This is a genomic window from Polaribacter tangerinus (assembly GCF_038024095.1).
GTDB classification, from domain to species: Bacteria; Bacteroidota; Bacteroidia; order Flavobacteriales; family Flavobacteriaceae; genus Polaribacter; species Polaribacter tangerinus.
This window is the reverse complement of sequence record NZ_CP150668.1, coordinates 2,125,756-2,150,664: the sequence shown is the minus strand read 5'-3', so window position 1 is coordinate 2,150,664 and position 24,909 is coordinate 2,125,756. Positions and strand designations below refer to the sequence as shown.

Below are 24,909 nucleotides of genomic sequence, written 5' to 3'. Positions count from 1 at the left end.
TTACTAACATGAGCAATTCAGAAATTCAAGAGATTTATAAAGGGGTGCTCTTTTCTGATGAAGAACTTTCTTTTATTGGTAAAAAAATAAAAAAAATTGAATTTAAAAAAGGAGCCATTCTAATAGAAAATAATAAGAAAGTTACGCACCAATATTTTGTTGCAGAAGGCTGTTTAAGATCTTACTTTACCGACCAAAAAGGGAAAGAATACACCTTGCAATTTGCTATAAAAGATTGGTGGATTAGCGATTTTACAGCTCTTTTTACTGGTAAAAAATCAATTATGACAATTGAGGTATTAGAAAATGCTGTACTTTATCAAATCTCCAGAAAAGACATAGAAAAATTGTATGTCAAATACCCCAGATTAGAAACTTTTTTTAGACAAAAACTAGAACATGCTTTTGCTAGTTTTCAAAAAAGAATTTTAGCAGATCTTTCTAAAACTGCCAAAGAAAAATATTTACTTTTTCAAGAGACATATCCTAACATAGAGCAATGTGTAAAAAATTACCATATTGCCTCTTATTTAGGTATTACCAGTGAAAGTTTAAGTAGAATTAGAAAAAGTTTAACTTCTAAAAATTAATTAACATACATCAACTTTTTACAACAACTTTGGTTGTAAATTTGTACTATAAATAGTTCGTTATTAATTTGGTATTATTATAAAGATACTAGAATTAAAAATCCCCCAATTTAAAGGCGTTAAGGTAATAACCAAGCGCCTTTAAATGTAAAGGGGAGTTTCTTTTACTGTAAGAAATGAATTACTTCGTCATAAAATTGTGTTGGATTCTCGGCATGCAACCAATGCCCAGCATTTTTAATTTCTTTTATAATAGCTTCAGGAAAATGAGTATAAATTGTAGCCTCTTCTTTTTCGGTAATATAATTTGAGTTTTCTCCTTTTAAAAACAAAGTTTCTTTATTAAAAACTGTATGAGGTGGTAAAGCAGCTCCAACTTCTTTATTATTAAAAGTTAAACTATCCAAATTAAAACGATAAGCTAATTGCCCTTTTTCTTTCCAGTATACATTTTTTAATAAAAATTGTCTAACTCCAATTTCAGGTATCAGTTTTTCTAACTTATTTTCTACCAATTTTCTAGAGGTATCAATAGAGAAATCAACCGAATTTAACGCTGCTAAGATAGCATTATGATGAGGCTCATAAAATCTGGGTGAAATATCTACAACTACTAAATTATGTAAAAGTTCAGGATATTTTACAGCAAATAACATAGCAGTTTTCCCTCCCATAGAATGTCCAATTAAAGAGCATTTTTCTAAGTTATAATGCGCTATGTATCTTTTTAAATCTTCTACTAAAACATCATAGTTAAAAACTGATTCATGAAAACTTCTTCCGTGGTTTCTTTGGTCTATTAAATGAACCTCGAAAGTATCTGAAAATCGATTTCCTAGAGTTTTCCAATTATCCGACATTCCGAAATAACCATGTAGTATTAATAAAGGACTCCCTTTCCCTAAAACAGTTGAGTGCAAGATAGTATGGCTATTCATTTTAATTGGGTATTATTTTTTTTGTAAACAGTAATTAAGTAAACTTCTAAAATTACTTTAGTCGATGTAAATACATATTTACTACATTTTCTAGACCTAAGTATAAACTTTCTGAAATAAGAGCATGGCCAATAGAAACTTCTGCTAAATTGGGTATATTTTCTTTGAAATATTTAATATTATCTAAACTTAAATCATGCCCAGCATTAATTCCTAAGCCCAGTTTGTGAGCCAATACAGCGGAATCTATATATGGTTTTATGCCGTTTTTATTACCTTTTTGATATGCATCGGCAAAAGCCTCGGTATATAACTCTACTCTGTCTGTGCCAGTTTTTGCTGCGGCTTCAATCATTTTAAAATCGGTATCTATAAAAATTGAAGTGCGAATTCCATTGTTAGAAAACTCCTGAATCACTTCACTTAAAAAAGACTGATTATCTATAGTGTTCCAACCTGCATTTGAAGTAATAGCATCTATAGCATCTGGTACCAACGTTACCTGTGTTGGCTTTGTTTCTAAAACTAAATCTATAAAAGATTGAATTGGATTTCCCTCGATGTTATACTCTGAAGTAACTACAGAAACCAAATCTCTGGCATCTTGGTATTTAATGTGTCTTTCATCGGGTCTTGGATGAATGGTAATACCTTGCGCACCAAAACTTTGAATATCAGCTGCTACTTTTAACAAATTTGGCACATTTCCACCACGAGAATTTCTTAAAGTTGCTATTTTATTAATATTTACACTTAACTTTGTCATCATAAAAAATTAGAGTACAAAGATAAATTATAAGAGGTACACTTTCAAGACTAATCAAGGTTTTTAAATGAAATTATTATATATTCGTACAGAATGGAAATAACAGCTCAAATACTAAATGAAATTAAACCTTTAAAACAATCAAATTCTTTAGAGGACGCAAAAGAACTGTTTGCTAATTACCCAATTACTCATTTTCCGATGGTAGAAAATCATCGTTTTTTGGGGTGTTTTGCAGAACAAGATATTCAAACATTAGAGGAAAGTAATAGTCTAATTACAAATTACAATCATCTTTTAAATGTATTTTTTACTGATGAAAAGGCAAGCATTTTAGAAGTTTTAAAAATTTTTGCAGACAATGATACCAATATTTTACCGGTGCTTGATGCAACTAAGAACTACAAAGGTTATTACGATTTAAATGATATTTTAGACCTTTTTGCCACGAGTCCGTTTTTAGCAGAAAACAGCGAAACTATTTTAGTAGAAAAACTAGAAACTGATTTTTCGATGAGTGAAATTGCTCAAATTATAGAATCTAACAATAGTAAAGTATTGGGTATTTATGTCTCAGAAAAAAAAGAAAACACCGTTCAAATTACTATTAAAACAATTACAAAAGATGTACAAGAAATAGTACATTCTTTTAGAAGATATGATTACAAAATAATATCGTCTCATGAAGATGATGTATACCTAGAAGACTTAAAAAACAGGTCTCAATATTTACAAAAGTATTTAGAAATGTAAAATTTTTCTACCTTAGAAAATTAAAAAAGAATCAAATTTGAAAAAAGTAGCCGTTTACGGACAATCGTACTCTATTTCTGCAGAGAAAGAAATACAAATTCTACTAGAAGTGCTAGAAGAAAATAACATTGTCTGCTTTATAGAAAAAAAGTTTTACGAATTACTAGTATCGGAAAGCATTTTAACAAAAAAATATCCAACTTTTGCCGATTTTAAAGATTTAAATAATTCTTTCGACGTTATGTTTACTCTTGGTGGCGATGGTACTATTCTTAGAGCTGTTACCTACATTAGAAACTTAGGAATTCCCATTTTAGGAATTAATACTGGTCGGTTAGGTTTTCTAGCGACTATCAACAAAAAAACAATCAAAGAAAGTGTTTCTCTTATTTTAAAAGGAGAATATATTATACAAAAAAGAAGCTTACTTAGTGTAAAAACAGTACCGGAAACTACGGCGTTATCTAGCTTAAATTTTGCTTTAAATGAAGTTACAATAGCTAGAAAAAACACTACTTCGATGATAGGTGTAACCACCACATTAGACAATGAATATTTAACAAATTATTGGGCAGACGGATTAATTATTGCTACACCAACAGGCTCTACAGGATACTCTTTAAGTTGCAATGGTCCGGTAATCTCTCCCGACTCTAAAAGTTTAGTAATTACTCCTATTGCGCCACATAACTTAAACGCAAGGCCTATGGTAATTTCAGATAAAACTGCTATAAAACTCGAGGTAGCTTCCAGAGAAAAAGAATTTTTAGTTTCGTTAGACTCTAGAATAACTTCTATACCTGAAAACACTACAGTTTTTATAGAAAAAGCAACTTTTACCATAAAAAGTATGATACCCAATAATCAGTCATTTCTTCAAACTCTTAGAAGCAAATTATTATGGGGAGAAGATACCAGAAACGAAACCAATCTTTAACACAAACAAATACAATATATTTACTTTTAAAGTGTTATTCAAAAAAGACTGAATAATAACTTTACAAAGCAAATTGATTTTTCTATATTTGCTCGCCATTTTTAAGGATGAAAAACACAATATTAGCGATTATATTTATTAGTTTCTCATATGTTTTACAAGCACAAGTGTATGAAATAGGAGTTACTTTTGGAGGAACAAATTTTATTGGAGACGTAGGAAGTACGCAGTACTTAAACCCAAATACAGCAGCCGGAGCTGTGTTCTTTAAATACAATTGGAACCCAAGAATTGCTTTTAAAGGTACCTATAGTTTTTTACCAATAAGAGGAAATAATAAAAATTCAGACAGAGTTTTACCTCCAATAAATGGCATAAATGTAGCTGATTATAGTTTTAAAAACACAATAAACGAAGTAGCTTTGGGTATGGAATTTAACTTTTATGAATACGATATTTCTTCTAGTAACAAAAGCTGGACTCCCTATATCTTAATAGAGTTAGCTGCTTTTAATTACACAACAACACAAAGAGAAGTTAGTCCTAACAACTATATTTACACTAACAAAACTTCTTTTGCTGTTCCTTTCGGACTAGGGTTTAAATCGAAATTAATTGGTGATTTTGCATTTGCCATAGAAACTAAATTTAGATATACTTTCGAAGACGACCTTGATTTTTCTACTGATAAAATTCCCTCTTTAAATTTTGGTGGCACTGGAAATGATTGGTATGTATTTACAGGATTTTCATTAATTTACACTTTTGGTAGACCTGCCTGTTATACCAAAGGATTATAAAATTTATATGGATAAAAAAGTACACATTAACTTACAAAGAGTACCACAACACGTAGCCATAATTATGGACGGAAACGGACGTTGGGCAAAAGGTAAAGGAATGAATAGAGTTTTTGGACATAAAAATGCATTAACTGCAGTAAGAGAATCTGTAGAAAGTGCCGCAGAAATAGGAGTAAAAGCAATTACCCTTTATGCATTTTCTACCGAAAACTGGAAAAGACCAAAATTAGAAGTAGATGCATTAATGAGTTTATTGGTAAGCTCTCTTAAAAAAGAACTGAACACATTTCAAAAAAACGGAGTTGTTGTAAATGCCATTGGTAATATAGAAAGTCTACCAACAAAAGCCCAAAAAGTTTTAAAAGAAGTAATTGACATTACAAAAAATAACGATAAAATTACTCTAACACTTGCTCTAAGCTATGGAGCAAGAGAAGAAATTGTTAATACAATCAAAAACATATCTAAAAAAGTTGTTAATAAAGAACTTTCTATCGAAGAAATAAACGAAAATACTATTAATAACCATTTATATACATTTAATTTGCCCGATGTAGATTTAATGATAAGAACTAGTGGAGAATATCGCATTAGTAATTTCTTACTTTGGCAAATGGCCTACGCCGAATTATATTTTACAGAGGTATTATGGCCCGATTTTAGAAAAGAGCATTTTTTTGATGCTATAATAGATTATCAGAATAGAGAACGAAGATTTGGAAAAACAAGCGAACAAATTACAGAATAAATTTTATATGAAATTATTTTCTGCAACCTTAGTATGTATAGCATTAATCTATAATGTAAATATCAATGCACAAACAAAACAAGATAGTTTATCTGTAGTAAAAAAAGATACACTTGCCAACAAAACTACCTCTTTCGAAGAAGGTAAAGAGTATATTTTGGGCGGTATTTCTGTTACCGGACTTAAAAAGTTTAGCGAAGAAACCGTAAGAGTTTTTACCGGCTTAAGATACGGACAAGGAATAAAATTACCCGGAGACAAACTTACTAGTGCCATAAAAAAACTATATGAAAGTAATCAATTTAGTAATGTAGATGTTTACTTGGCAAGGTTAGATGGAGAAAACGTGTATTTGCAATTCGATGTGCAAGAACTTCCACAAATAAACAAAGTAAAAATTAACGGAATTAAGAAATCTAAAGCCAAAGAATTATTAAAAGACACAGAACTTAAAATTGGTAAAATGGTTACCGATAACTTATTAGTAACCTCTAAAAATTACTTCGCAAAAAAATATACAGACAAAGGGTTCTTAAAAACAAAAGTTTCAATTGATGTAACAAAAGATACTACAGATATTAACGTAGTAAACATGTCTATATTTATTGATAAAGGAAAAAAAATTAAAATTAAGAATATTAATTTTACTGGAAATGAAGCTGTTTCTGAGAGAGGGCTTAGAAAAGCAATGAAAAATACTAAAAAGAAATTTTTTGGTAGATTTTGGAAAGGCTCAAAATATATAGAAGAAGAGTACCAAGAAGATTTAGAAAGTATTTTAGAAAAATACAGCCGTTTAGGATATAGAGATGCTCGTATTTTAAGCGAAGGAATTACTTGGAACGACGATAATACCATAAATATAAATATAGAACTGGAAGAAGGAAGACAATATCGATTTGCTGAAATACTATTTGTTGGAAACAAAGAATATACCGACGAGCAGTTAAATAGTATTTTAAAAATTGATAAAGGAGATGTATATAATGGAGCCGTACTAAAAGAACGAGTTAAAGGAGATGGTACCCCAACCTCTTCAGACATTTCTACCTTATACCAAGATAACGGTTTTCTGTTCTCGCAAGTAAATGCTGTGGAAACAAAAGTAAAAAATGATTCTATTTCTGTAGAAATAAGAATAAGAGAAGATGAAAAGGCTCGAATAAAAAGAGTAACAGTTTCTGGGAATGACAAAACTAATGACCATGTCCTTTTTAGAGAAATAAGAGTAAAACCAGGAGATTTATTTAGCCGAAGCGCCATCATTAGATCTATTAGAGAAATTGGTCAGTTAGGTTTTTTCGATCAAAATGTTACTCCCGATGTTGTACCAGATTATCAAAATAAAACAACCGATATCAACTTTAATGTTATCGAAAAAGGAGGTAGCCAAATAGAACTACAAGGAGGTTACGGAGGTGGCTCATTTATTGGTACCCTAGGTTTGTCTTTTAACAATTTTTCTATCAAAGATATTTTTAATAAAAAAGCCTACAAGCCTTTACCAATGGGAGATGGACAAAGTTTATCTTTAAGACTACAATCTAGTAGAACTTTTAGTACATATAGCTTTTCTTTTACAGAACCTTGGTTTGGAGGTAGAACTCCAAAATCACTATCATTTTCAATTTATCAATCAAATCAGTTTCAAATAAACCCACAAACTTTTGATGTAGATAGAGATAGAAGATTGGGTATAACCGGAGCCTCTATAGGTTTAGGACAACGTTTAAAATGGCCAGATGATTTTTTCCAGCTCTCTCAAACAGTGTCTTACCAAAGTTTTCAACTTAAAAACTATGGTTTTAGAGTTGGTTCTAATATTTTAAATAACGGAACATTAAACAACCTTGCCTATAATTTAAATTTAAGTAGAAATTCTGCCGGACCAAGTTTAATTTTTCCTACTTATGGTTCTGAATTTTCTTTTGGCGTTAAAGCAACATTGCCATATTCTCTTTTTAATAATAAAGATTATACCGAGCCAACAGGTTTAACAGCAGAAGAACAAAATGACTTTCTTGCAGATAAATACAAATGGTTAGAATATTACAAACTAAACGTAAAAGGGAAATGGTATACTTCTTTTACAGATAAATTAGTATTAATGTCTAATGCAGAAATAGGATATTTAGGTTTTTATAACGATGAACTCGGGCAAACACCTTTTGAACGTTATTTTGTAGGTGGAGATGGAATTGCTGTTTTTCAATTAGACGGTAGAGAAGTTGTAGGATTAAGAGGATATGAAAATAATAGATTATCTTCTATCGATGGAGGAACTATTTACAATAAGTTTCAATTAGAATTAAGGTATTCTATAACAGATGCGCCCTCTGCCTCTATTTATACTTTAGGATTTTTAGAAGCAGGAAACTCTTATAACAATTTTAATGAATTTAATCCGTTTGAAGTAAAAAGATCAGCTGGTTTAGGTATACGTATTTTTATGCCTGCATTTGGTTTACTGGGTATTGATTTCGCACATGGTTTCGATCCATTACCTGGTCAAATAGAAAAATCTGGTTGGCAAACACATTTTATTATCGGAAGACAATTCTAGAAAAACTGTACATTTGTAATGTCGAAAGTTTTTTTGGCATGGTTTTTTCTAAATACCTTATAGATATGAAAAAAATAATTTTACTAACCATTCTTCTAGTTTCAAGTAGTATTATTAGATCTCAAAGAAACCAAATTATTGCATACATCGATATGGAATATATTCTAGAAAATGTACCAGAATATCTAGAAGCACAGAATACTTTAGATGAAAAGGTTGTAAAATGGAGACAAAAATTAGATAAAGAAGCTAGAAATATAGAAATTTTAAAAGAGGACTTAGCAAATGAAAAAGCTATTTTAACTACCGATTTAATTGAAGAAAAGGAAGAAGAAATCAGCTTAAAACAAAACGAGTTAAGAAGGTTAGAATCGCTATATTTTGGTCCAAACGGAGATTTGTTTTCTTTAAGAAAACAACTAGTAAAGCCAATACAAGACCAAGTTTACAATGCTGTGCAAAATATAGCAGCAAGAAAAAAATTTGATTTTGTTTTTGATAAATCTAGTGAATTAGTAATGCTATATTCCAATAAAAAATACGATATTAGCGAGCTCGTTTTAGCTTCTATTGACAGAACACGATTGATAGAAGAAAAAAAGGAACAAAAAGAAGCGGCAAAAAACGCTCCTAAAGAGCTAACCAATAAGCAAAAAGAGGTGTTAGCAAAAAAAGAAAAAGCTGTAGAAGCAGCACTATCTAAAAAAGAAGCTAGAAAAAAGGCAATAGAACAAAAAAGAGCGGAATTGCTTAAAAAGAGAGAAGAAAAAAGAGAACTATTAAGAAAAAAGAAAGAAGCGCTAAGAAAGAAAAAAGAAGACTTAAAAAAGAAAGTAAACAAAGATCAAAAACAATAAATAATTAAATTAAAACAAGAATGAAAAATTTAAAAACGTTACTATTAATTGCTGTATTTACTTTAGGAGTGGCTGGTGTTGCGAATGCACAAAAAATAGGTCATATAGACTATCAAAGAGTTGTAGATAATATGCCAGAAACGAGAGCTTTGGGAGTTACCTTAGAAAAAATTGGTAAAACATACCAAGATGATATCGAAGGAATGAAGAAAAAATTAGAAGAAAAATACCAAAAGTATACTGCAGAACAAGCAACTCAAACTCCAGAAAACAATAAAAAAAGAGCAGAAGAAGTTCAGGTAGATAGAGCAAGATTAGAGCAAGCGCAACAAGCTGCTTACCAAGAAATGCAAGCGAAGCAAAACGAAGGTATTGCACCAATTGTAAAAAAAGCAGAAAAAGCTATTGAAGAGGTTGCCGCTGCGAAAGGTATTTTGTACGTATTTGATGCTAAATCTTTAATTGTAAAAAAAGGAGAAGACTTATACGAAGCAGTAAAAGTTAAATTAGGTTTATTAAAAGATAAGCCTTTACCACAACAAGGACAGTAATCATTTACCAATAAAAACTAAAAAACCTACTTTGAAAGTAGGTTTTTTTTTATTTTTACTTTATGATGTTTACTAATAATCCTATTGGCTTTTTCGATTCTGGTGTAGGTGGTACTTCGATATGGAAAGAAGTAGTTACCTTATTGCCAAATGAAAATACAATATACCTTTCGGATAGTAAAAATGCACCGTACGGAGAAAAATCAAAAGAAGAAATAATTAATTTATGTCGAAAAAACACAGCGTATCTTCTTAAAAAGAAGTGTAAATTAATTGTTGTAGCTTGTAATACAGCTACCACCAATACAATTTCTTTTTTACGAAATGAATATAGTGTTCCGTTTATTGGTATAGAGCCAGCTATAAAACCGGCAGCGCTAACTACCAGCACAAATACTATTGGTATATTGGCTACCAAAGGAACCCTAAATAGTGCGCTTTTTGAAAAAACAGCTAACAGTATTCCTAAAAGTATTACACTTAAAGAAACTATTGGAAAAGGACTTGTAGAGCTTATAGAAAACGGAAAATTAGATACCCCAGAAATGAATACATTACTGGCCTCCTATTTACAACCAATGTTATCAGAAAATATAGATTCTTTAGTTTTAGGCTGTACACATTATCCGTATTTAATTCCTCAAATTAGAAAAATTGTTGGAAATACCATACGAATTATAGATTCTGGTGAGGCGGTTGCTAGACAAACAAAAAATGTACTTTATAAAAACAATATAGAAAACTCGAGTAAAACAAAGGGAACTCATTTACTATTTAGCAATAAAAATACAAATACCTTAAAAAATTTATTAGCTAAAGAAATAGAAAATGTAACGGTTAAAAAATTGGACTTCTAAAAACTTCCAAAATTTCCATTTATATTCGGACACGCCGCAGCTCTTGGTTCTTTTGTCCATAGATTAATACCTACAGAAATTTGATGAAAGCCCGAATCGGCAAATAATATTTCGTTCAATTGCCTAGTATAAGCGTATGAAAACATGAAGTTTTTATAATTTACGCCCAAAATTGGGGTAATGTAAGAAGCATCTTCTAAACTATCTGCATCAAAATTTCTTCGATAAGAAAGCGCTGCCCATAGTTGAGTTTTAGAAAGGTTCTTGTATGCTTTTAAGTTTACATCTGCAATTCGCTCTCCGGTACCTTCTCTAAACTGAAGCATTACAGAAGGTTCAAATTGCACAAAGTTTTCTAAGCCGAAATAATATCCAGCAGAAACTACAAAATTTCTTAAATCTAAAGGTTCTAAAACATTTAAATTATTCTTGGCTGTTAGAAATAAATTTTTGACCGTAAAATAAGATGAAAATCCACCTCTGTGGTAAGCAACACTAAAATCTGCATTATAGTAACTAGTACTCTCTACTATTGCTGCAACGGCAGGGTCTCCTGTAAAAGACCTTTGGTCTGACTGATTTTGAACAAAAGTAAATGCCAAACCAAAAGAAAGTTGCTCAAAAACACTGGAGTTTCCCATGGGCAAATGGTAAGCATAAGTTCCTTGAATACCTTTTTGTGAGTGAAATCCATTTTTATCATTAAATAAAACAACACCGTAAGCTGCATTTGAATACTCACTAAATTTACTATGAAAACTCATAGTTTGTAATGATGGAGCATTAGGCACGTCAAACCATTGTTGCCTTGCTGTAAGTCTAAGCTTACTAGAATTTCCAATACCTGCAGCAGATGGATGCACTAAAAAAACATTGTCCGACAAATAATCTGTATATATTGGTAAAGTTTCTTGTGCATTTACTTTTAGCATAAAAATGGACACAAGTAAAAAGGAAATTCTTACATACATAAACTTCATTCAGCCTAAAATTATTTATTAGAGAATCAAATATATTATTTTTATTGTTAGGAATACTTTTTAAAGAAAATATTTAACATAGTTTCCTAAAATAAAAGGCCGAAAAAATAAGATTAATGACAGGCATTAGTTGAGCTAACCAACTCTACTATCGGTTTAGGAGAAACATAGGGAATTCCTAAGCCTAAACCTCTTAAAACAAAAAGAACTCCTACTAAAATTACTAGATAAGGAATGGCATGTTGAATTTTAACCCTTAGAGTACCTTTGGTAAAATTTCCCAAATAAACAACAGAAGTCATTAAAGGAATTGTACCGAAACCAAATAAAAACATATACAAACTTCCTTCTAATGGTGTTGCTGTAGCTACAGCGCCAAAAACCGCCATATAAACTAAACCACAAGGTAAAAATCCGTTTAAAAAACCAATGGTAAAAAAAGTATCATTCCCCTTTTTCTTTAAAGCCTCACCCAACGCATTTTTAACTCTAAAAATGAAAGAATTTATACTTTTAGAAAAATTAATTTTATTAAAAAATTTAGGAAATACAATAATTAAAATCATACTAACCCCAGCAATAATAGATATTTGTTGCTGAAACCCGAATAAATAAAATCCTTTTCCTAAAAAACCAAACAATAATCCGATTAGGCTATAGGTAAATAACCTACCTAAATGATAACTTAACAATTGTAAAAAACCTTTTAGTCTATTCTTTCTATCAATTGGCAACATAAAAGCTATAGGACCACACATTCCAACACAATGCAAACTACCTAATAAGCCCAATAAAATTGCAGATAAAAACATTAATAGTCTATTTCTTTTTTAACAAGGTATTCTTTTTCTTTGTAGGTAAAGGCAATATTCATGTTCCAACGACCATCTAACAAACTATTGTCAGGCACGAGCAAATATGTTTTAGAAATTGAAATAGGAATTTCAAAATCTAATTGTTTATTGGATGGTCTGTATAGGAACACTTTTCCTTTAATTTCATTTGGATTAAAAAATGACGGAAATGTAATTCGTATTCCATCATTTTCTCTTCCAATAATTATTTTTTCTTCTAACGCAAAGGCATTTTCCTGAGCAGTAATTTCGTTCTGAAAACCAATTTCTTTCTGATAATACTTTTCTGTAACCAAATCGTGTTTGTAAGCAGCACCTGTGCTCATGGTTATAACCAAATAAAGTATAAAACTCATAAAAGCGATAATAGCTACCACAATTCCTGTTCCCCAATTAAATTTCATGTTTTTCTTTTATTTATAACTTCTTGGCCCCAAGAAATTGGTAATGGTTGTTTCTATTAATTTATCTCCACTAAAAACTCCTATTTCTAGTTTCTCTTTATCACTTTTTAGTGAAGCAGCATTTAGCTCTATAAACAATGTTCCCTCTGCTAAACCTTGCTTTGGAATAGTAAATTTTTCATTAGCAACTATCTTTATTTCTCCTTTATGCGATAAAATTTTATAACTAACATCGGTAATTTTTTCTGTTGTTTTATTAATTACTTTGTAAGTGTATACGTTGCTTATAATATTATTCTCTTTGTGTTGATATAACTGTCCTGGTAATCTTAAAATTGATGCTTCTACATCATTTCTTAAAAAAAGCATCCCAATTAAAATACCTATTAATATTAGTAAAACAGCAGAATACCCTTTCATTCTTGCAGAAAATTTAAAAGGTTTTTTCTTAGCTATATTATCTTCACTTGCGTATCTAATTAATCCCTTTGGTAAGCCAATATTTTCCATTATATGATCGCACTCATCAATACAAGCTGTACAATTTACACACTCTAACTGTGTACCATTTCTAATATCTATACCTGTAGGACAAACAACAACACATTGTTTACAATCTATACAATCTCCTTTTCCTAAAGATTCTCTGTCTTCGTTTTTCTTAAATTTTGACCGCCCTTTTTCACGTTCGCCACGTTTATAGTCGTAAGCAACATTTATTGTTTTGTTATCTAATAAAACACCTTGCAACCTACCATAAGGACAAGCAATAATGCATACTTGTTCTCGAAACCATGCAAATACAAAATAGAAAATACTTGTAAAAATTATGAGTGAAATAAGGGTATTTATATTTTCTAACGGATTACCGGTGATGTAACTTATTACAACATCGCCACCAATTAAATAAGCAAGAAAAACATTGGCTATTATAAAAGAAATTATAAAAAAGATAGTCCATTTTAAAAGTCTCTTTTTTATCTTTTCTGCATTCCAAGGCTGCTTGTCTAACCGAATTTGTTTACCTCTATCTCCGTCAATCAGGTACTCAATTTTTCTAAAAACCATTTCTAAAAAAATGGTTTGAGGACAAATCCATCCGCAAAAAATTCGTCCAAAAATTACGGTAAATAAAATTACAAATACAACCCCAACAATCATAGAAATTACAAGTAAATGAAAATCTTGAGGCCAAAAAGGAAAACCGAAAATACTAAACTTACGCTTTAAAACATTAAATAATAAAAACTGGTTTCCGTTTACTTTTATGAAGGGAGCAGTGAGTAAAAAGCTTAATAAAAGATAGCTAACATACGTTCTGTACTTATAAAATTTTCCGCTAGGTTTTTTAGGAAAAACCCAAGAACGTTTTCCTTCAGAATCTATAGTACCTATACTATCTCTAAATTGTTCGTTGTTGGGTGTTTCCATTGTTTAGTAAGTTTTAAACTATTTACTTTCTTCTTCTTTAGCACTTTCCCACTTTTCTCCCTCTGGTGCTTTTGCAGTTGCCGGTGTAGTTCCTTGTAATGAAATAACATAGCTAGAAACCTTTGCAATATCAGCTGCTTTTAGTGTTTTATCCCAAGCTATCATTCCTTTTCCATCTCTACCTCCTTTTGCAACCGTGTTAAAAACGTTTTTAATTCCACCACCTAAAATCCAGTATTCGTCAGTTAAATTAGGTCCTATTGCTCCTCCTCCATCAGACAAATGACACGAAGCACAGTTTAAATTAAATACAGCTTTTCCTCTATTTAAATCTTTAGTATCTGTTAATAAAGTAACTGTTTCAGCTGTAATAAAATCGGTTGCTGGTGCAGCAGACTTGTATTTTTGTAATGCTGCTTTTGCCTCTGCTACAGCTTTATCGTATTCAACAATTTGAGAATCGCCGTCTAAAACATGAAAACGAACCATATATACAAGTGCAAAAACAATGGTTGCATAAAACATGTACACCCACCAAGGTGGTAAAGTATTGTCTAACTCTCTAATTCCATCATAATTATGATCTAAAACTATTTCCTCTTCTTGAGAAATATCCTTAGATTTTGTCCAACTTTTTAACAGTCTTTTTATCCATGCATTTGCTGGTTCTGGAACTATACCTTCTTTTTCGTTCTGTAATTCAGTTACTTTTTTTGTTGCCAAAAAACTAACCACTTCTTTAAGAGTTACTACTATAACAAACCCTATTAAGGCCAGCCAAACCAATGGGTTTTCATAAATATCAAATGGGTTTTCGTACACCATAAACGCTTTGGCAAGTGCTATAAACGTAACAATTACAAAGATTACATAAACTGTAGATTGAAAGGTTCTTTTCATTTTTTTAACTTTTATGAGTCTAATGGTATGTTGCTTACTTCTTTAATGTGTTCTTTTTTTGCAGTTATCACCCACCAAAAAAGTGCTACAAAAAAGGTAAAAAAAATAAGTAGTGATATTAAAGGATATACTTCTACCCCTATAATACTTTCCATATGACCTTTTATAAATTTTAACATTGTCTTATTTTTTGGATATTTTTTGTTCTTCTTTTACTTTTATATCGGTTCCTAATCGTTGTATATATGCAATTACAGCTACTATTTCTCTATTTTTCATCTCTATAAAAGCTTCTCCATTTTCTTCTGCATACGCTTTGTCTGCATCGTAATTCTTTGCAAAATCTGGATCGGCATATAAATTCTGCTCAATTTTTGCTCCTTGTACTAACATGTGCTCTTGAGCATTGGCAATTTCTTCTTCCGAATAAGGAACTCCTAAAGAGACCATTGCCCTCATTTTATTTTCTGTATTTGTTTTGTCTAGCGGATCTGTTATTAGCCATTTATAAGAGGGCATAATAGAACCCGGCGAAGTACTTTGAGGGTCGTACATGTGGTTTAAGTGCCAGCTATCATTATACTTTTGTCCGACTCTATGTAAATCGGGTCCGGTTCTTTTTGAACCCCAAAGAAATGGATGATCGTAAACAAATTCTCCTGCTTTAGAATACTCTCCATATCTTTCTACCTCGCTTCTAAAAGGTCTAATCATTTGAGAATGACAACCTACACAACCTTCTCTTATATATATATCTCTACCTTCCAATTCTAGTGGCGTATAAGGTTTTACACTACTAATAGTAGGAATATTAGACTTCACTAATAACGTAGGTATTATTTGTACTGCACCTCCAATTAGTATAGCTATGGTTGCATAAATGGTAAGTTTTATTGGCTTTCTTTCAATCCAAGTGTGCCAACCTTCTCCTTTGGTTCTGTGTTTTGGCACTTTTGTTAATGGTGCAGCTTCTGCTAATTCGTCTGTTACTTTAGCACCAGATTTTACTGTTAACACTACATTGTACAACATTACAATAGCACCAATAATATAAAGAGTACCACCAATTGCTCGCATCCAATACATGGGAATAATTTCATTTACGGTCTCTAAAAAGTTACCGTAGGCTAATGAACCATCTGGATTAAACTGTTTCCACATAGATGCCTGAACAAAACCTGCAACATACATTGGTAAAGCATACAGAATAATTCCTAAGGTACCAATCCAGAAGTGAACATTTGCCAATGCCAAAGAGTATAATTTTGTTTTAAACAATCTTGGAATTAACCAATATAGCATACCAAAGGCAAGAAAACCATTCCATGCTAATGCACCAACATGTACGTGAGCAATAATCCAATCTGAGAAATGTGCTATCGCATTAACATTTTTTAAAGACAACATTGGCCCTTCAAAAGTTGCCATACCATATCCTGTAATTGCTACTACCATAAACTTTAATACAGGATCTGTTCTTACTTTATCCCATGCACCACGTAGAGTTAGTAAACCATTTATCATTCCTCCCCAAGAAGGAGCAATTAACATTACAGAAAATGCAACTCCTAAATTCTGAGCCCACTCTGGTAACGAAGTATATAATAGATGGTGAGGACCAGCCCATATATACAAAAATATCAAAGACCAAAAGTGAACAATAGATAATCTATACGAATATACTGGTCGATTAGCAGCTTTTGGTACAAAATAATACATTAAGCCTAAAAATGGAGTAGTTAAGAAAAAAGCTACAGCATTATGGCCATACCACCACTGTACAAGTGCATCTTGAACCCCAGCATACACAGAATATGATTTTAGGAAACCAACCGGAAGTGCCAAACTATTAAAAATATGCAATACTGCAACTGTTACAAAAGTTGCTAAATAAAACCATATTGCAACATACAAATGACGTTGTCTTCTTTGCAAGATTGTCCAGATCATATTGGCTCCAAAGGCTACCCAAACTAATGCAATGGCAATATCTATAGGCCATTCTAACTCTGCATATTCTTTAGAAGATGTATACCCTAAAGGAAGCGTAATAGCTGCTGCAACAATAATAGCTTGCCAACCCCAAAAATTAAAGTTACTTAAAAAATTACTAGCCATTCTAGCCTTTAATAGTCGTTGTAACGAATAATAAACTCCAGCAAAAATTGCGTTTCCTACAAAAGCAAAAATTACCGCATTGGTATGTAAAGGTCTAAGACGACCAAAACTTAACCATGAAATACCTTCTGTATAATTGGGAAAAATAAACATAAAAGCCAGCATTAAACCAACTGTAAAACCTACTATTCCCCAAAGTAAAGTAGCGTAGATAAATTTTTTTACGATTTTATTATCGTAATAAAATTGTTGCATTTCCATAATCTATAATTTAGTCTTTATTTTTTTTTGTTTGTTTTTACAAGTTCATCATCAAAAAGCATACGAACAGATGGTGTATATGAATCATCGTACTGACCACTTTTTACTGAATAAATAAATGCAATAAGAAATATAATTGCCACTATAATACTTAGTGTTAGAAGTAGGTATATTACGCTCATATCTTGCCTGATAAATTTGATATATCAAAAATAATATTGATAGTATTGTTAAAATATGACAAATGTCATATTGTTAAAATAAAATTAAATGGTCATCGAAAATAATTGTGTTTTCGGTTTATTTTTAAGTAAATGAGCATCGAAAGCCATACAAATATTACGAACATATGGTCTTGCTTTTTCTGGTATTTTTAGTGTTTTAGCCTCTTTATCAACTAAAACTAAACCATCTATTTGCATCTCTTCTAATAGCGCTAAATGTGTGTCTATTTCTTCTATTTCTAACTCTTTTGTATTCCACGAAGTAGCAAAATGACACATCATATTTAAAATATGCTTTCTTATTACTATATCTTTTTCGCTTAGTAAATGACCTCTAAAAATTGGTATTTCTCCCATATCTACTAGTCTCTCATACTCTTTTACAGTTTTTACGTTTTGTGCAAAAGCATGCCAAGAATCTGAAATTGCAGACATTCCTAAACCCAACATTAATTGCGTTTTATTGTCGGAATATCCCATAAAGTTTCGGTGCAATGTTTTTTGCTTAGTAGCCTTAAATAGGCTATCTGTTTTCAGAGCAAAATGATCCATACCAATTTCTTGATATCCTAACTCAGAAAAAAGATTTTTTCCACTTTCATACAAGGCTCTTTTAACATCTGCTTTTGGTAAATCGGCTTCGCTAAAACCTCTTTGTCCCACTCCTTTAACCCAAGGAACATGGGCGTAACTGTAAAAGGAAATTCTGTCTGGAAGCAACTTATTTGTTTTGTGAATAGTTGCTAGTATATTTTCTTTTGTTTGATGAGGTAAACCAAAAATTAAATCGTGACTCACAGAAGTATATCCGATTTCCCGACTCCATTCTGTAACTTTTTTTACCTGTTCAAAAGGTTGTACTCTACGAATGGCCCTTTGTACTTTTAGATTGTAATCTTGCACACCAAAACTTACCCGTCTAAAACCACAATCGTAAAGTGTTTGTAATTGTTCTCTTGTAGTATTATTGGGATGCCCCTCGAAACTGAAAGATGCATTATGGTGCTTTTTTGCATTTTTAAAAATTCCATCAACCAAAAACTTTAAATTTTCTTTTGAAAAAAAAGTAGGTGTTCCGCCACCTAAATGCAACTCTTTAATAATTGGTGTTTCATCAACTAAACCTACATACAAAATCCATTCTTTTAAAACAGTATTTATATAGTTCTCTTCTACTTGATGACGCTTGGTAATATGTTTATGACAAGCGCAAAAAGTGCACAAACTTTCGCAAAATGGCAGATGAATATATATACTAATTCCTTCTTTTTGATTGCTTTCTTTGAACGATTTTTTAAAGGACGATATCCAATCAGTTTTAGTTATCCCCTCTTTATTCCAATACGGAACAGTAGGGTAACTGGTATATCTGGGGCCAGGAATATTATATTTCTGTAAAAGTGATTTCATTATTTTAATACTTTTTCTAGGCGTTCTATATTATCTAATTTTAATAAGGTTAGTCTTACTACACTCTCTTTTATTGCTGAAAGATGATGAATAACATTAGGTTCTAACGAAATTAAATCTCCTGATTTTAATGGTATAATTTCATCATATACTCCAAAATCAATAGCACCTTTAAGCACCTGAACTACAATTGCTAAAGGAGCCTTATGCGCTGTCATTACCTGCCCCTCTTTAAATGCTATTCTAATTTCTTTCGAAAATGAAGTTTCTAAAAGCATATTAATTGCAGGCTTTGTATTATTAAAAGTAATGTTGTTTAAAAATGAGGCTGTTTTCATAATTTTATTTGTGTAATTTTCTTCCTAAAAAGTTGGTAGCTACTGTTGTAAATACTACTATACTAATAGAACTTAAAGGCATTAGTATTGCAGCTATTACTGGCATTAATTGTCCGGTAACAGCAAAATACAGTCCTACAATGTTGTAGCACAAAGAGAGTATGAAGCTGTATTTTATTATTTGGATGGCTTTTTTAGAAGCCTTTAAAAAAGTATCTATATGAACAAATTTAGAAGCATCTAAAATAGCATCACATGCTGGTGAAAAAACATTAATATTTTCTGACAATGCAATACCTACCTCACTTTGTGCCAATGCACCTGCATCATTTAAGCCATCGCCAATCATGGCTACTTTTTTAGCTTGTTTTTGTAGAGTTGCAACTACCTCTAGTTTATCTGCTGGTTTTTGATTGAATAACAGTGTGGTGTCTTTTGGCAAACTTTGTTGCAAATACTCTTTTTCTCCTTGATTGTCTCCAGAAACAACCGCTAACTCATAATTTTCTTTTAAAGTATTAAACAAGGTTTTTACCCCGTTTCTGTAGGAGTTTTTAAAAGTAAATTTTCCTTTATAAATAGAATTAAAACTTACATGAACTGCTGTATCTAGTGTATTTTCTTCTAAGGTATTTTTCACAAAAGAGGCAGCACCTAATCTTAGTGTATTTTTATTGTAAGAAACCTCAATTCCTTTGCCTATAAATTCTTTAAAGTTTGTAATTTCTACTGGTGTAACCTCTGTAAAAGTTTCGTATAACGTTCTACTTAACGGATGGTTAGAAGCTCTTAAACTACTTTTAATAAGTATTTTTTCTGAAGCAGAAAAAGCACTTCCATTGTAAGTTATATTGTTTTCTTTATTGGTGGTAAGTGTACCTGTTTTATCAAAAATAAGTGTATCTATTTTTGCCAATTGTTCTACTACTGTTGCATTTTTTAAATAAAACTTATTACGTCCAAAAATGCGCAACATGTTTCCTAATGTAAAAGGTGCCGCAAGTGCTATTGCACAAGGACAAGCAATAATTAAAACTGCTGTAAAAACATTAATAGCTATATGTACATCTACAAACAACCAAAAAGTTGTTGCCAAAAAAGCAATTGATAAAACAGCAATTGTAAAGTTTTTACTAATTGTGTCTGTAATTGTTTTAAATTGAGATCTACCCTCTGTTTTAAAAACATCATTACTCCATAATTGTGTAAGATAACTTTGAGAAACGGTGGCTAATACTTCCATTTCTATAACACCCGACAATTGTTTACCACCAGCAAATAATTTGTCACCAGATTTTTTACTTATTGGAGCAGCTTCTCCTGTTACAAAACTGTAATCTATTTGTGCATTTCCGTTTATTAAAATTCCGTCTACTGGAATAAGTTCTTGATTGCGAATTAGTAGTCTATCTCCTTTTTTAACCTCGTAAATTTGTACATTTTCTTCTTTATTGGCACTAATTCTAGTCACTGCAATTGGAAAATATGACTTATAGTCTCGTTCAAACGATAAAAAGTTATAGGTTTTCTGTTGAAAAAATTTTCCTAACAGTAAAAAGAAAACAAGTCCTGTTAAACTATCGAAAAAACCGGTACCTAAATCGAAAACAATTTCTATAGTACTTCTTACAAAAAGTACCAAAATACCGAGTGCTATTGGTACATCAATATTTAAAATTTTTGACCGTAAACCTTTAAATGCCGATATAAAATAAGTGTTTGAAGCATAAAAAACCACTGGTAGAGAAAATACAAACATTAACCCTCGAAAAACGTTTTTGTATTCTTCAAGCCAAAACTCAGAAACCTCAAAGTATTCCGGAAAAGATAAAAACATTACATTTCCGAAGGCAAAACCTGCTATACCAAGCTTATAGAGTAAGCTTCTATCTACTTTTTTCTTCCCAGAAGTATAATCGTCTAAACTTATATAGGGTTCATAACCTATAGAACTTGATAACAAAACAACTTCTTTAAGTGAAGTTTTTGTTGCATTATAAGTTATACGAACCGTCTTTTTAGGAAAATCTACTTGAGAACTTGCAATATTTTTATTTAGTTTGTGTAAGTTTTCTAAAACCCAAATACAAGAACTACAATGTATATGTGGAATATAGAGTGTTATAACTTGGGAATCTCCGTCGGAGAATTCTAAGAGTTTTTCTACAATTTCATTATTATCAAGAAAATCGTATTTGCCTTGAATCTCATTCGGTATTGCCCCAGGATTGTCTTGAAAATTGTAGTAACACGTTAAGTCGTTTTCAGAAAAAATTTCATAGACAGTTTTACAACCATTACAACAAAACTTTTTATCATCGAAATGAATAATTGTGTTTGTACAAGAATCGCCACAGTGATAACATTGTGTAGCTTTCATATTTACTCTTTTGCCTATGCAAATTTCTAACAACTATTAATTTTAAAATATGATAATTGTCAGCTTTTTGGTATCTTTGAAATAGAAAAAAAATAGGCATGAGCAAGTGTGAGCAATGTATTGTTAGGCAATTTAATTCCTTTAAACATTTAAAAAAAGAGGAATTGGTACGAATATCTGCATGTAAAACTTCAAAGTTTGTTAAGAAAGGAGAAATCCTTTTTGATGAAGGCGAATACATAAATGGTGTTTTTTGTATAAGAGATGGTGTTTGTAAAGTCTCTAAAATGAGTGAAAACGGTAGAAACCAAATAATTAGCCTCATAAAAAAAGGCGATTTAATTGGTGAAAGAAGTTTAATTTCTGATGAAGCATCTAACCTTAAAGCTGTAGCACTAAATGATATGGAAGTTTGTTTTGTTCCTAAAGAAGAAATAATTAGAGATTTAGAGAAAAATACTGAATTTACTATGGGTATTTTAAAGGACATGGCAAACACTTTAAAAAAAGCAGATAACATAATTGTAGATATGGCTCAAAAAACTGTTAAACAACGTTTAGCAGAAACACTTATAAACCTAAAAAAGAGTTTCGATATTAACGAAGATAATGTAATTAATATTCAACTTTCTAGAGAAGATATTGCAAATATAATTGGTACTGCAACCGAGTCTGCCATTCGATTGTTATCTGATTTTAAAAAACAAAATATTATTGAGTTTCATGGTAAAGAAATAAAAATATTAAAAGAACAAGAGCTCATAAAAATAGCTCAAGGTTTTTAGGTTCTCATAATACTTTTTTGTGTTACATAGTATTTACTTTAAAGGCTTTAGCAATAAAATTTGCTTGCTTTGCTTTATTTCTCTAGTATTTAACTTCATTTTTACATATTCTCCTTTCAAATATTTCTGTGCCTGATCTTTGTAGTAGCTGCTAAAAATGCGTCCGGATTGCCCTGTCGGAATAATTGCTATGCTATTTTCTACATCAGAAAAATCGACTACCCTTCTAGTAGATGGCCCAGCAGTTACTTTATAAAAGCCTGTAGAGTCTACATTATATATCTGATTATTAATTACCTGGTCTCCTCCATTTGTTTTAAAAGGCCCTACGTTAAAGTATTTTCTTAGTAAGGCAACTTCGCCAACAGCATGTTTGTGCTCTACTGAAATAACTCTTTTCCATTTCCAATCATGAACATTTTCTCCTAGCTGATTTTGCAAAAAATTAAAAGCGTTTTTAAATGACGTATTTATAACATCTTTTTTAGTTTCTACCTTATTTTTGGTATGTATGTTATCCCACCAAACGGAGTGTTCTCTTTTTAATTGAACTGGTAACACTTTTTCTACAAAAGGAGTATTTACAAACTGAAAAAAACCGTTACCCAATTCATCTGCAAAAGTATTTTTCTGAAATTCATATACAAGCCTATTATATATAACAGGAGCTACTTCTTCTAAATCGAAATTTCCTTTCCATTTTTTTAAAATAGAGATAGCTGTTTTTTCACTTACCGAAAGTTTGTTTTTTTCTATTTCATCTACAAAATTTTGAGCTATTTTGGGTGCCATTAAAGAAGTTACATCCAACATCATTTTAGCTACTTCTTGTTTTGTCCAATCGTTCTTTTTTTCTAACAGACTTACAATTCTTTCTGCTCTATCTCCTACCAAATAGTAACCAGGGTACAATTTATTAGCAATACTATCTGGCTGATTATTTGCAGAATACACATATCCGTTTTCAGGATTTATTGCTTGAGGATTCTCTTCAAAGTCTATGTAAGAAATAATTTCATCTTTACCTGAACTACCATTTAAAAATGCTTTTGTATAAAGAGAATCTCTATAGTTATACAATTTACCAGAAGCAAACCATGCAATGTTATTTTTTGCATCTCCATACATCATATTTAAACCTGGTGCATGCAATTTTTTTGCCCCTTTTTTAAAATCCTCTAAATTTTTTGAGTGAGAAATTTCATAGGCAACATCCAATATTTTATTTTCTAGTTTTGTGTAAATCCATTGCATTGCAATAGGTCTTTCATCTTCTAAATGATCAATAATCCCGTTCATTAAAGGTCCATGTTTACTAACTTTAATAGTATACAAAGAATCTTTACTATCTTTTATTTTAAGAATTTTATCTACCTGTTTGTAAGCTAAAAAATCGCCTTCAAACTGATATTGGCTGGCATTGTTTGGGTTGTTTTTTTCAATGTAAAAATCAACATCATCATTCTCGAACATTGTTAAACCATATGCATACGTTTTATTGTGCCCTAACAATGGAAATGGCACCAATGCTAAATGAAATCCATACATTTCATAACTTGGTGTTTTTATATGTGCCTGATACCAAACTGAAGGTTGTGAATAACCAATGTGAGGGTCGTTAGAAAAAATAACTTTACCGTTTTTAGTTTTGTCTGCTCCTAAAACCCAGGCATTACTTCCTATAAATGGCGAAATTGGTAACACCTCTGTAAGATTGTGCATAGCTTCTGAAAAAGTGCTGGTAATAATGGCATTTTTATCGGTTTCTATGGTTGTTAAATTTTTAGTTTCTACATCAATCAACTCATTAAAATAAGCAATACCTAATTTCTCTTTCACCTCATTTAACATCGGATCTGTTTTGTGTGCAATAGCGAAACTAAATGCCATATACCCAAAAACATTGTACATATCTTTTAATTGAAATGGTTCTTTTTTTACACCAACTAACGTATATTCTATAGGTGTTTTCCCCTCTTTTATATATTGATTCACACCTTTTAAATATGCCATCGCCATTTTATAAGGTTCCGAATTTTTATCTAAATTTTCTATTGTTTTTGCTGCTGCCTCTTCAATTCCTAAACCAGAAAAAAGTTTATCCGTTGCGATTAATTTTTCTCCAAAAATTTCTGAAAGTCTGCCTGCTGCAATCCGTCTTATTAATTCCATTTGCCACAAACGATCCTGAGCATGAACATACCCCAATGCGGTATATGCATCTTGATTATTCGTTGCATAAATATGTGGCACACCAATATCATCAAAATAAACAGTTACCTCATCAGTTATATTTTTAATAGAAACTTCACCATTATAAATTGGTTTTTGAGATTTGGTATAAAGCCAAATTCCCACAAATAAAAGAACTAAAATTATAACCAGATATTTTAATATTTTTTTTAGGATTTTCATGTAAATGTGTTTGATTACTTCAAAGATAAAAGAATTAAATTGTATT

The 24,909-nt window shown here is 31.0% G+C and carries 24 protein-coding genes; 10 read left to right on the top strand and 14 right to left on the bottom strand.

The genetic code is table 11. The annotated features are described in order from the left end of the window. Positions 1-8 precede the first annotated feature (8 nt). A complete protein-coding gene (locus WHD54_RS09365; RefSeq protein WP_088323679.1) occupies positions 9-590 on the top strand; it encodes a Crp/Fnr family transcriptional regulator in 582 nt (193 codons plus the stop codon). 164 nt (positions 591-754) lie between these two features. On the opposite strand, the gene WHD54_RS09360 is transcribed toward WHD54_RS09365, so the two are convergent. Together WHD54_RS09360 and WHD54_RS09355 are read right to left on the bottom strand one after the other, a co-directional pair. Then, entirely contained in the window at positions 755-1,528 is a 774-nt protein-coding gene (locus tag WHD54_RS09360; RefSeq protein ID WP_088323680.1) for an alpha/beta fold hydrolase, read from the bottom strand. Positions 1,529-1,580: 52 nt separating this feature from the next. Next, complete coding sequence (locus WHD54_RS09355; RefSeq protein WP_088323681.1) at positions 1,581-2,294, bottom strand: pyridoxine 5'-phosphate synthase; 714 nt, start codon at positions 2,292-2,294, stop codon at positions 1,581-1,583. A gap of 93 nt (positions 2,295-2,387) precedes the next feature. Between WHD54_RS09355 and WHD54_RS09350 the strand changes: the two genes are divergently transcribed. From WHD54_RS09350 to murI, 8 genes are all read left to right on the top strand, one after another. Then, positions 2,388-3,047 (top strand): CBS domain-containing protein, encoded by a 660-nt coding sequence (locus WHD54_RS09350; protein WP_088323682.1) that lies wholly within the window; start codon positions 2,388-2,390, stop codon positions 3,045-3,047. A 37-nt stretch (positions 3,048-3,084) separates the two neighbouring features. Beyond that, positions 3,085-3,984: an NAD kinase gene (locus WHD54_RS09345; protein WP_198943146.1), complete on the top strand. Its 900-nt coding sequence runs from the start codon at positions 3,085-3,087 to the stop codon at positions 3,982-3,984. Positions 3,985-4,091: 107 nt separating this feature from the next. Continuing rightward, positions 4,092-4,784, top strand: a complete 693-nt coding sequence (locus tag WHD54_RS09340; RefSeq protein WP_088323684.1) for a DUF6089 family protein — start codon at positions 4,092-4,094, stop codon at positions 4,782-4,784. Between the two features lie 7 nt (positions 4,785-4,791). Continuing rightward, positions 4,792-5,535: an isoprenyl transferase gene (locus tag WHD54_RS09335; RefSeq protein WP_088323685.1), complete on the top strand. Its 744-nt coding sequence runs from the start codon at positions 4,792-4,794 to the stop codon at positions 5,533-5,535. Between the two features lie 7 nt (positions 5,536-5,542). Beyond that, a complete protein-coding gene (bamA, locus tag WHD54_RS09330) occupies positions 5,543-8,098 on the top strand; it encodes an outer membrane protein assembly factor BamA (protein ID WP_088323904.1) in 2,556 nt (851 codons plus the stop codon). Positions 8,099-8,163: 65 nt separating this feature from the next. Continuing rightward, complete coding sequence (locus tag WHD54_RS09325) at positions 8,164-8,955, top strand: OmpH family outer membrane protein (protein ID WP_088323905.1); 792 nt, start codon at positions 8,164-8,166, stop codon at positions 8,953-8,955. A 20-nt stretch (positions 8,956-8,975) separates the two neighbouring features. After that, positions 8,976-9,506 (top strand): OmpH family outer membrane protein, encoded by a 531-nt coding sequence (locus WHD54_RS09320; protein WP_088323686.1) that lies wholly within the window; start codon positions 8,976-8,978, stop codon positions 9,504-9,506. Positions 9,507-9,568: 62 nt separating this feature from the next. Continuing rightward, positions 9,569-10,363, top strand: a complete 795-nt coding sequence (murI, locus tag WHD54_RS09315; RefSeq protein ID WP_394364880.1) for a glutamate racemase — start codon at positions 9,569-9,571, stop codon at positions 10,361-10,363. Here murI and WHD54_RS09310 read toward each other — a convergent pair. From WHD54_RS09310 to WHD54_RS09260, 11 genes are all read right to left on the bottom strand, one after another. Further along, positions 10,360-11,334: a type IX secretion system membrane protein PorP/SprF gene (locus tag WHD54_RS09310; protein WP_340767773.1), complete on the bottom strand. Its 975-nt coding sequence runs from the start codon at positions 11,332-11,334 to the stop codon at positions 10,360-10,362. The two genes, murI and WHD54_RS09310, sit on opposite strands and share 4 nt — an antisense overlap. A 122-nt stretch (positions 11,335-11,456) precedes the next feature. Beyond that, the gene (locus tag WHD54_RS09305; protein ID WP_088323688.1) at positions 11,457-12,155 is read right to left on the bottom strand and encodes a sulfite exporter TauE/SafE family protein; all 699 of its coding nucleotides are present in this window, start codon (positions 12,153-12,155) and stop codon (positions 11,457-11,459) included. Beyond that, positions 12,155-12,601, bottom strand: a complete 447-nt coding sequence (locus tag WHD54_RS09300; RefSeq protein ID WP_088323689.1) for a FixH family protein — start codon at positions 12,599-12,601, stop codon at positions 12,155-12,157. Before WHD54_RS09300 ends, WHD54_RS09305 begins: the two co-directional genes overlap by 1 nt. A gap of 9 nt (positions 12,602-12,610) precedes the next feature. After that, on the bottom strand, positions 12,611-14,032 hold the full coding sequence (gene ccoG / locus WHD54_RS09295; protein WP_088323690.1) for a cytochrome c oxidase accessory protein CcoG: 1,422 nt from the start codon (positions 14,030-14,032) through the stop codon (positions 12,611-12,613). An 18-nt stretch (positions 14,033-14,050) separates the two neighbouring features. Next, positions 14,051-14,932, bottom strand: a complete 882-nt coding sequence (locus WHD54_RS09290) for a cbb3-type cytochrome c oxidase N-terminal domain-containing protein (RefSeq protein WP_088323691.1) — start codon at positions 14,930-14,932, stop codon at positions 14,051-14,053. An 11-nt stretch (positions 14,933-14,943) separates the two neighbouring features. After that, positions 14,944-15,111 carry a CcoQ/FixQ family Cbb3-type cytochrome c oxidase assembly chaperone gene (locus WHD54_RS09285; protein WP_088323692.1) on the bottom strand — a complete coding sequence of 56 codons (168 nt, stop codon included), beginning with the start codon at positions 15,109-15,111 and terminating at the stop codon, positions 14,944-14,946. A 4-nt stretch (positions 15,112-15,115) separates the two neighbouring features. Next, entirely contained in the window at positions 15,116-17,311 is a 2,196-nt protein-coding gene (gene ccoN / locus WHD54_RS09280; protein ID WP_088323693.1) for a cytochrome-c oxidase, cbb3-type subunit I, read from the bottom strand. Positions 17,312-17,328: 17 nt separating this feature from the next. Continuing rightward, the gene (ccoS, locus tag WHD54_RS09275) at positions 17,329-17,493 is read right to left on the bottom strand and encodes a cbb3-type cytochrome oxidase assembly protein CcoS (protein ID WP_088323694.1); all 165 of its coding nucleotides are present in this window, start codon (positions 17,491-17,493) and stop codon (positions 17,329-17,331) included. Positions 17,494-17,577: 84 nt separating this feature from the next. Next, the gene (gene hemN, locus WHD54_RS09270) at positions 17,578-18,945 is read right to left on the bottom strand and encodes an oxygen-independent coproporphyrinogen III oxidase (protein ID WP_088323695.1); all 1,368 of its coding nucleotides are present in this window, start codon (positions 18,943-18,945) and stop codon (positions 17,578-17,580) included. After that, complete coding sequence (locus WHD54_RS09265; protein WP_088323696.1) at positions 18,945-19,283, bottom strand: AraC family ligand binding domain-containing protein; 339 nt, start codon at positions 19,281-19,283, stop codon at positions 18,945-18,947. Before WHD54_RS09265 ends, hemN begins: the two co-directional genes overlap by 1 nt. Positions 19,284-19,287: 4 nt before the next feature. Next, positions 19,288-21,663, bottom strand: coding sequence for a heavy metal translocating P-type ATPase (locus WHD54_RS09260; RefSeq protein ID WP_088323697.1), 2,376 nt, complete (start codon positions 21,661-21,663; stop codon positions 19,288-19,290). A 98-nt stretch (positions 21,664-21,761) separates the two neighbouring features. Between WHD54_RS09260 and WHD54_RS09255 the strand changes: the two genes are divergently transcribed. Beyond that, positions 21,762-22,448, top strand: coding sequence for a Crp/Fnr family transcriptional regulator (locus WHD54_RS09255; RefSeq protein ID WP_088323698.1), 687 nt, complete (start codon positions 21,762-21,764; stop codon positions 22,446-22,448). A gap of 33 nt (positions 22,449-22,481) precedes the next feature. On the opposite strand, the gene WHD54_RS09250 is transcribed toward WHD54_RS09255, so the two are convergent. After that, the gene (locus tag WHD54_RS09250) at positions 22,482-24,863 is read right to left on the bottom strand and encodes a penicillin acylase family protein (protein ID WP_088323699.1); all 2,382 of its coding nucleotides are present in this window, start codon (positions 24,861-24,863) and stop codon (positions 22,482-22,484) included. Between the last annotated feature and the right edge of the window lie 46 nt (positions 24,864-24,909).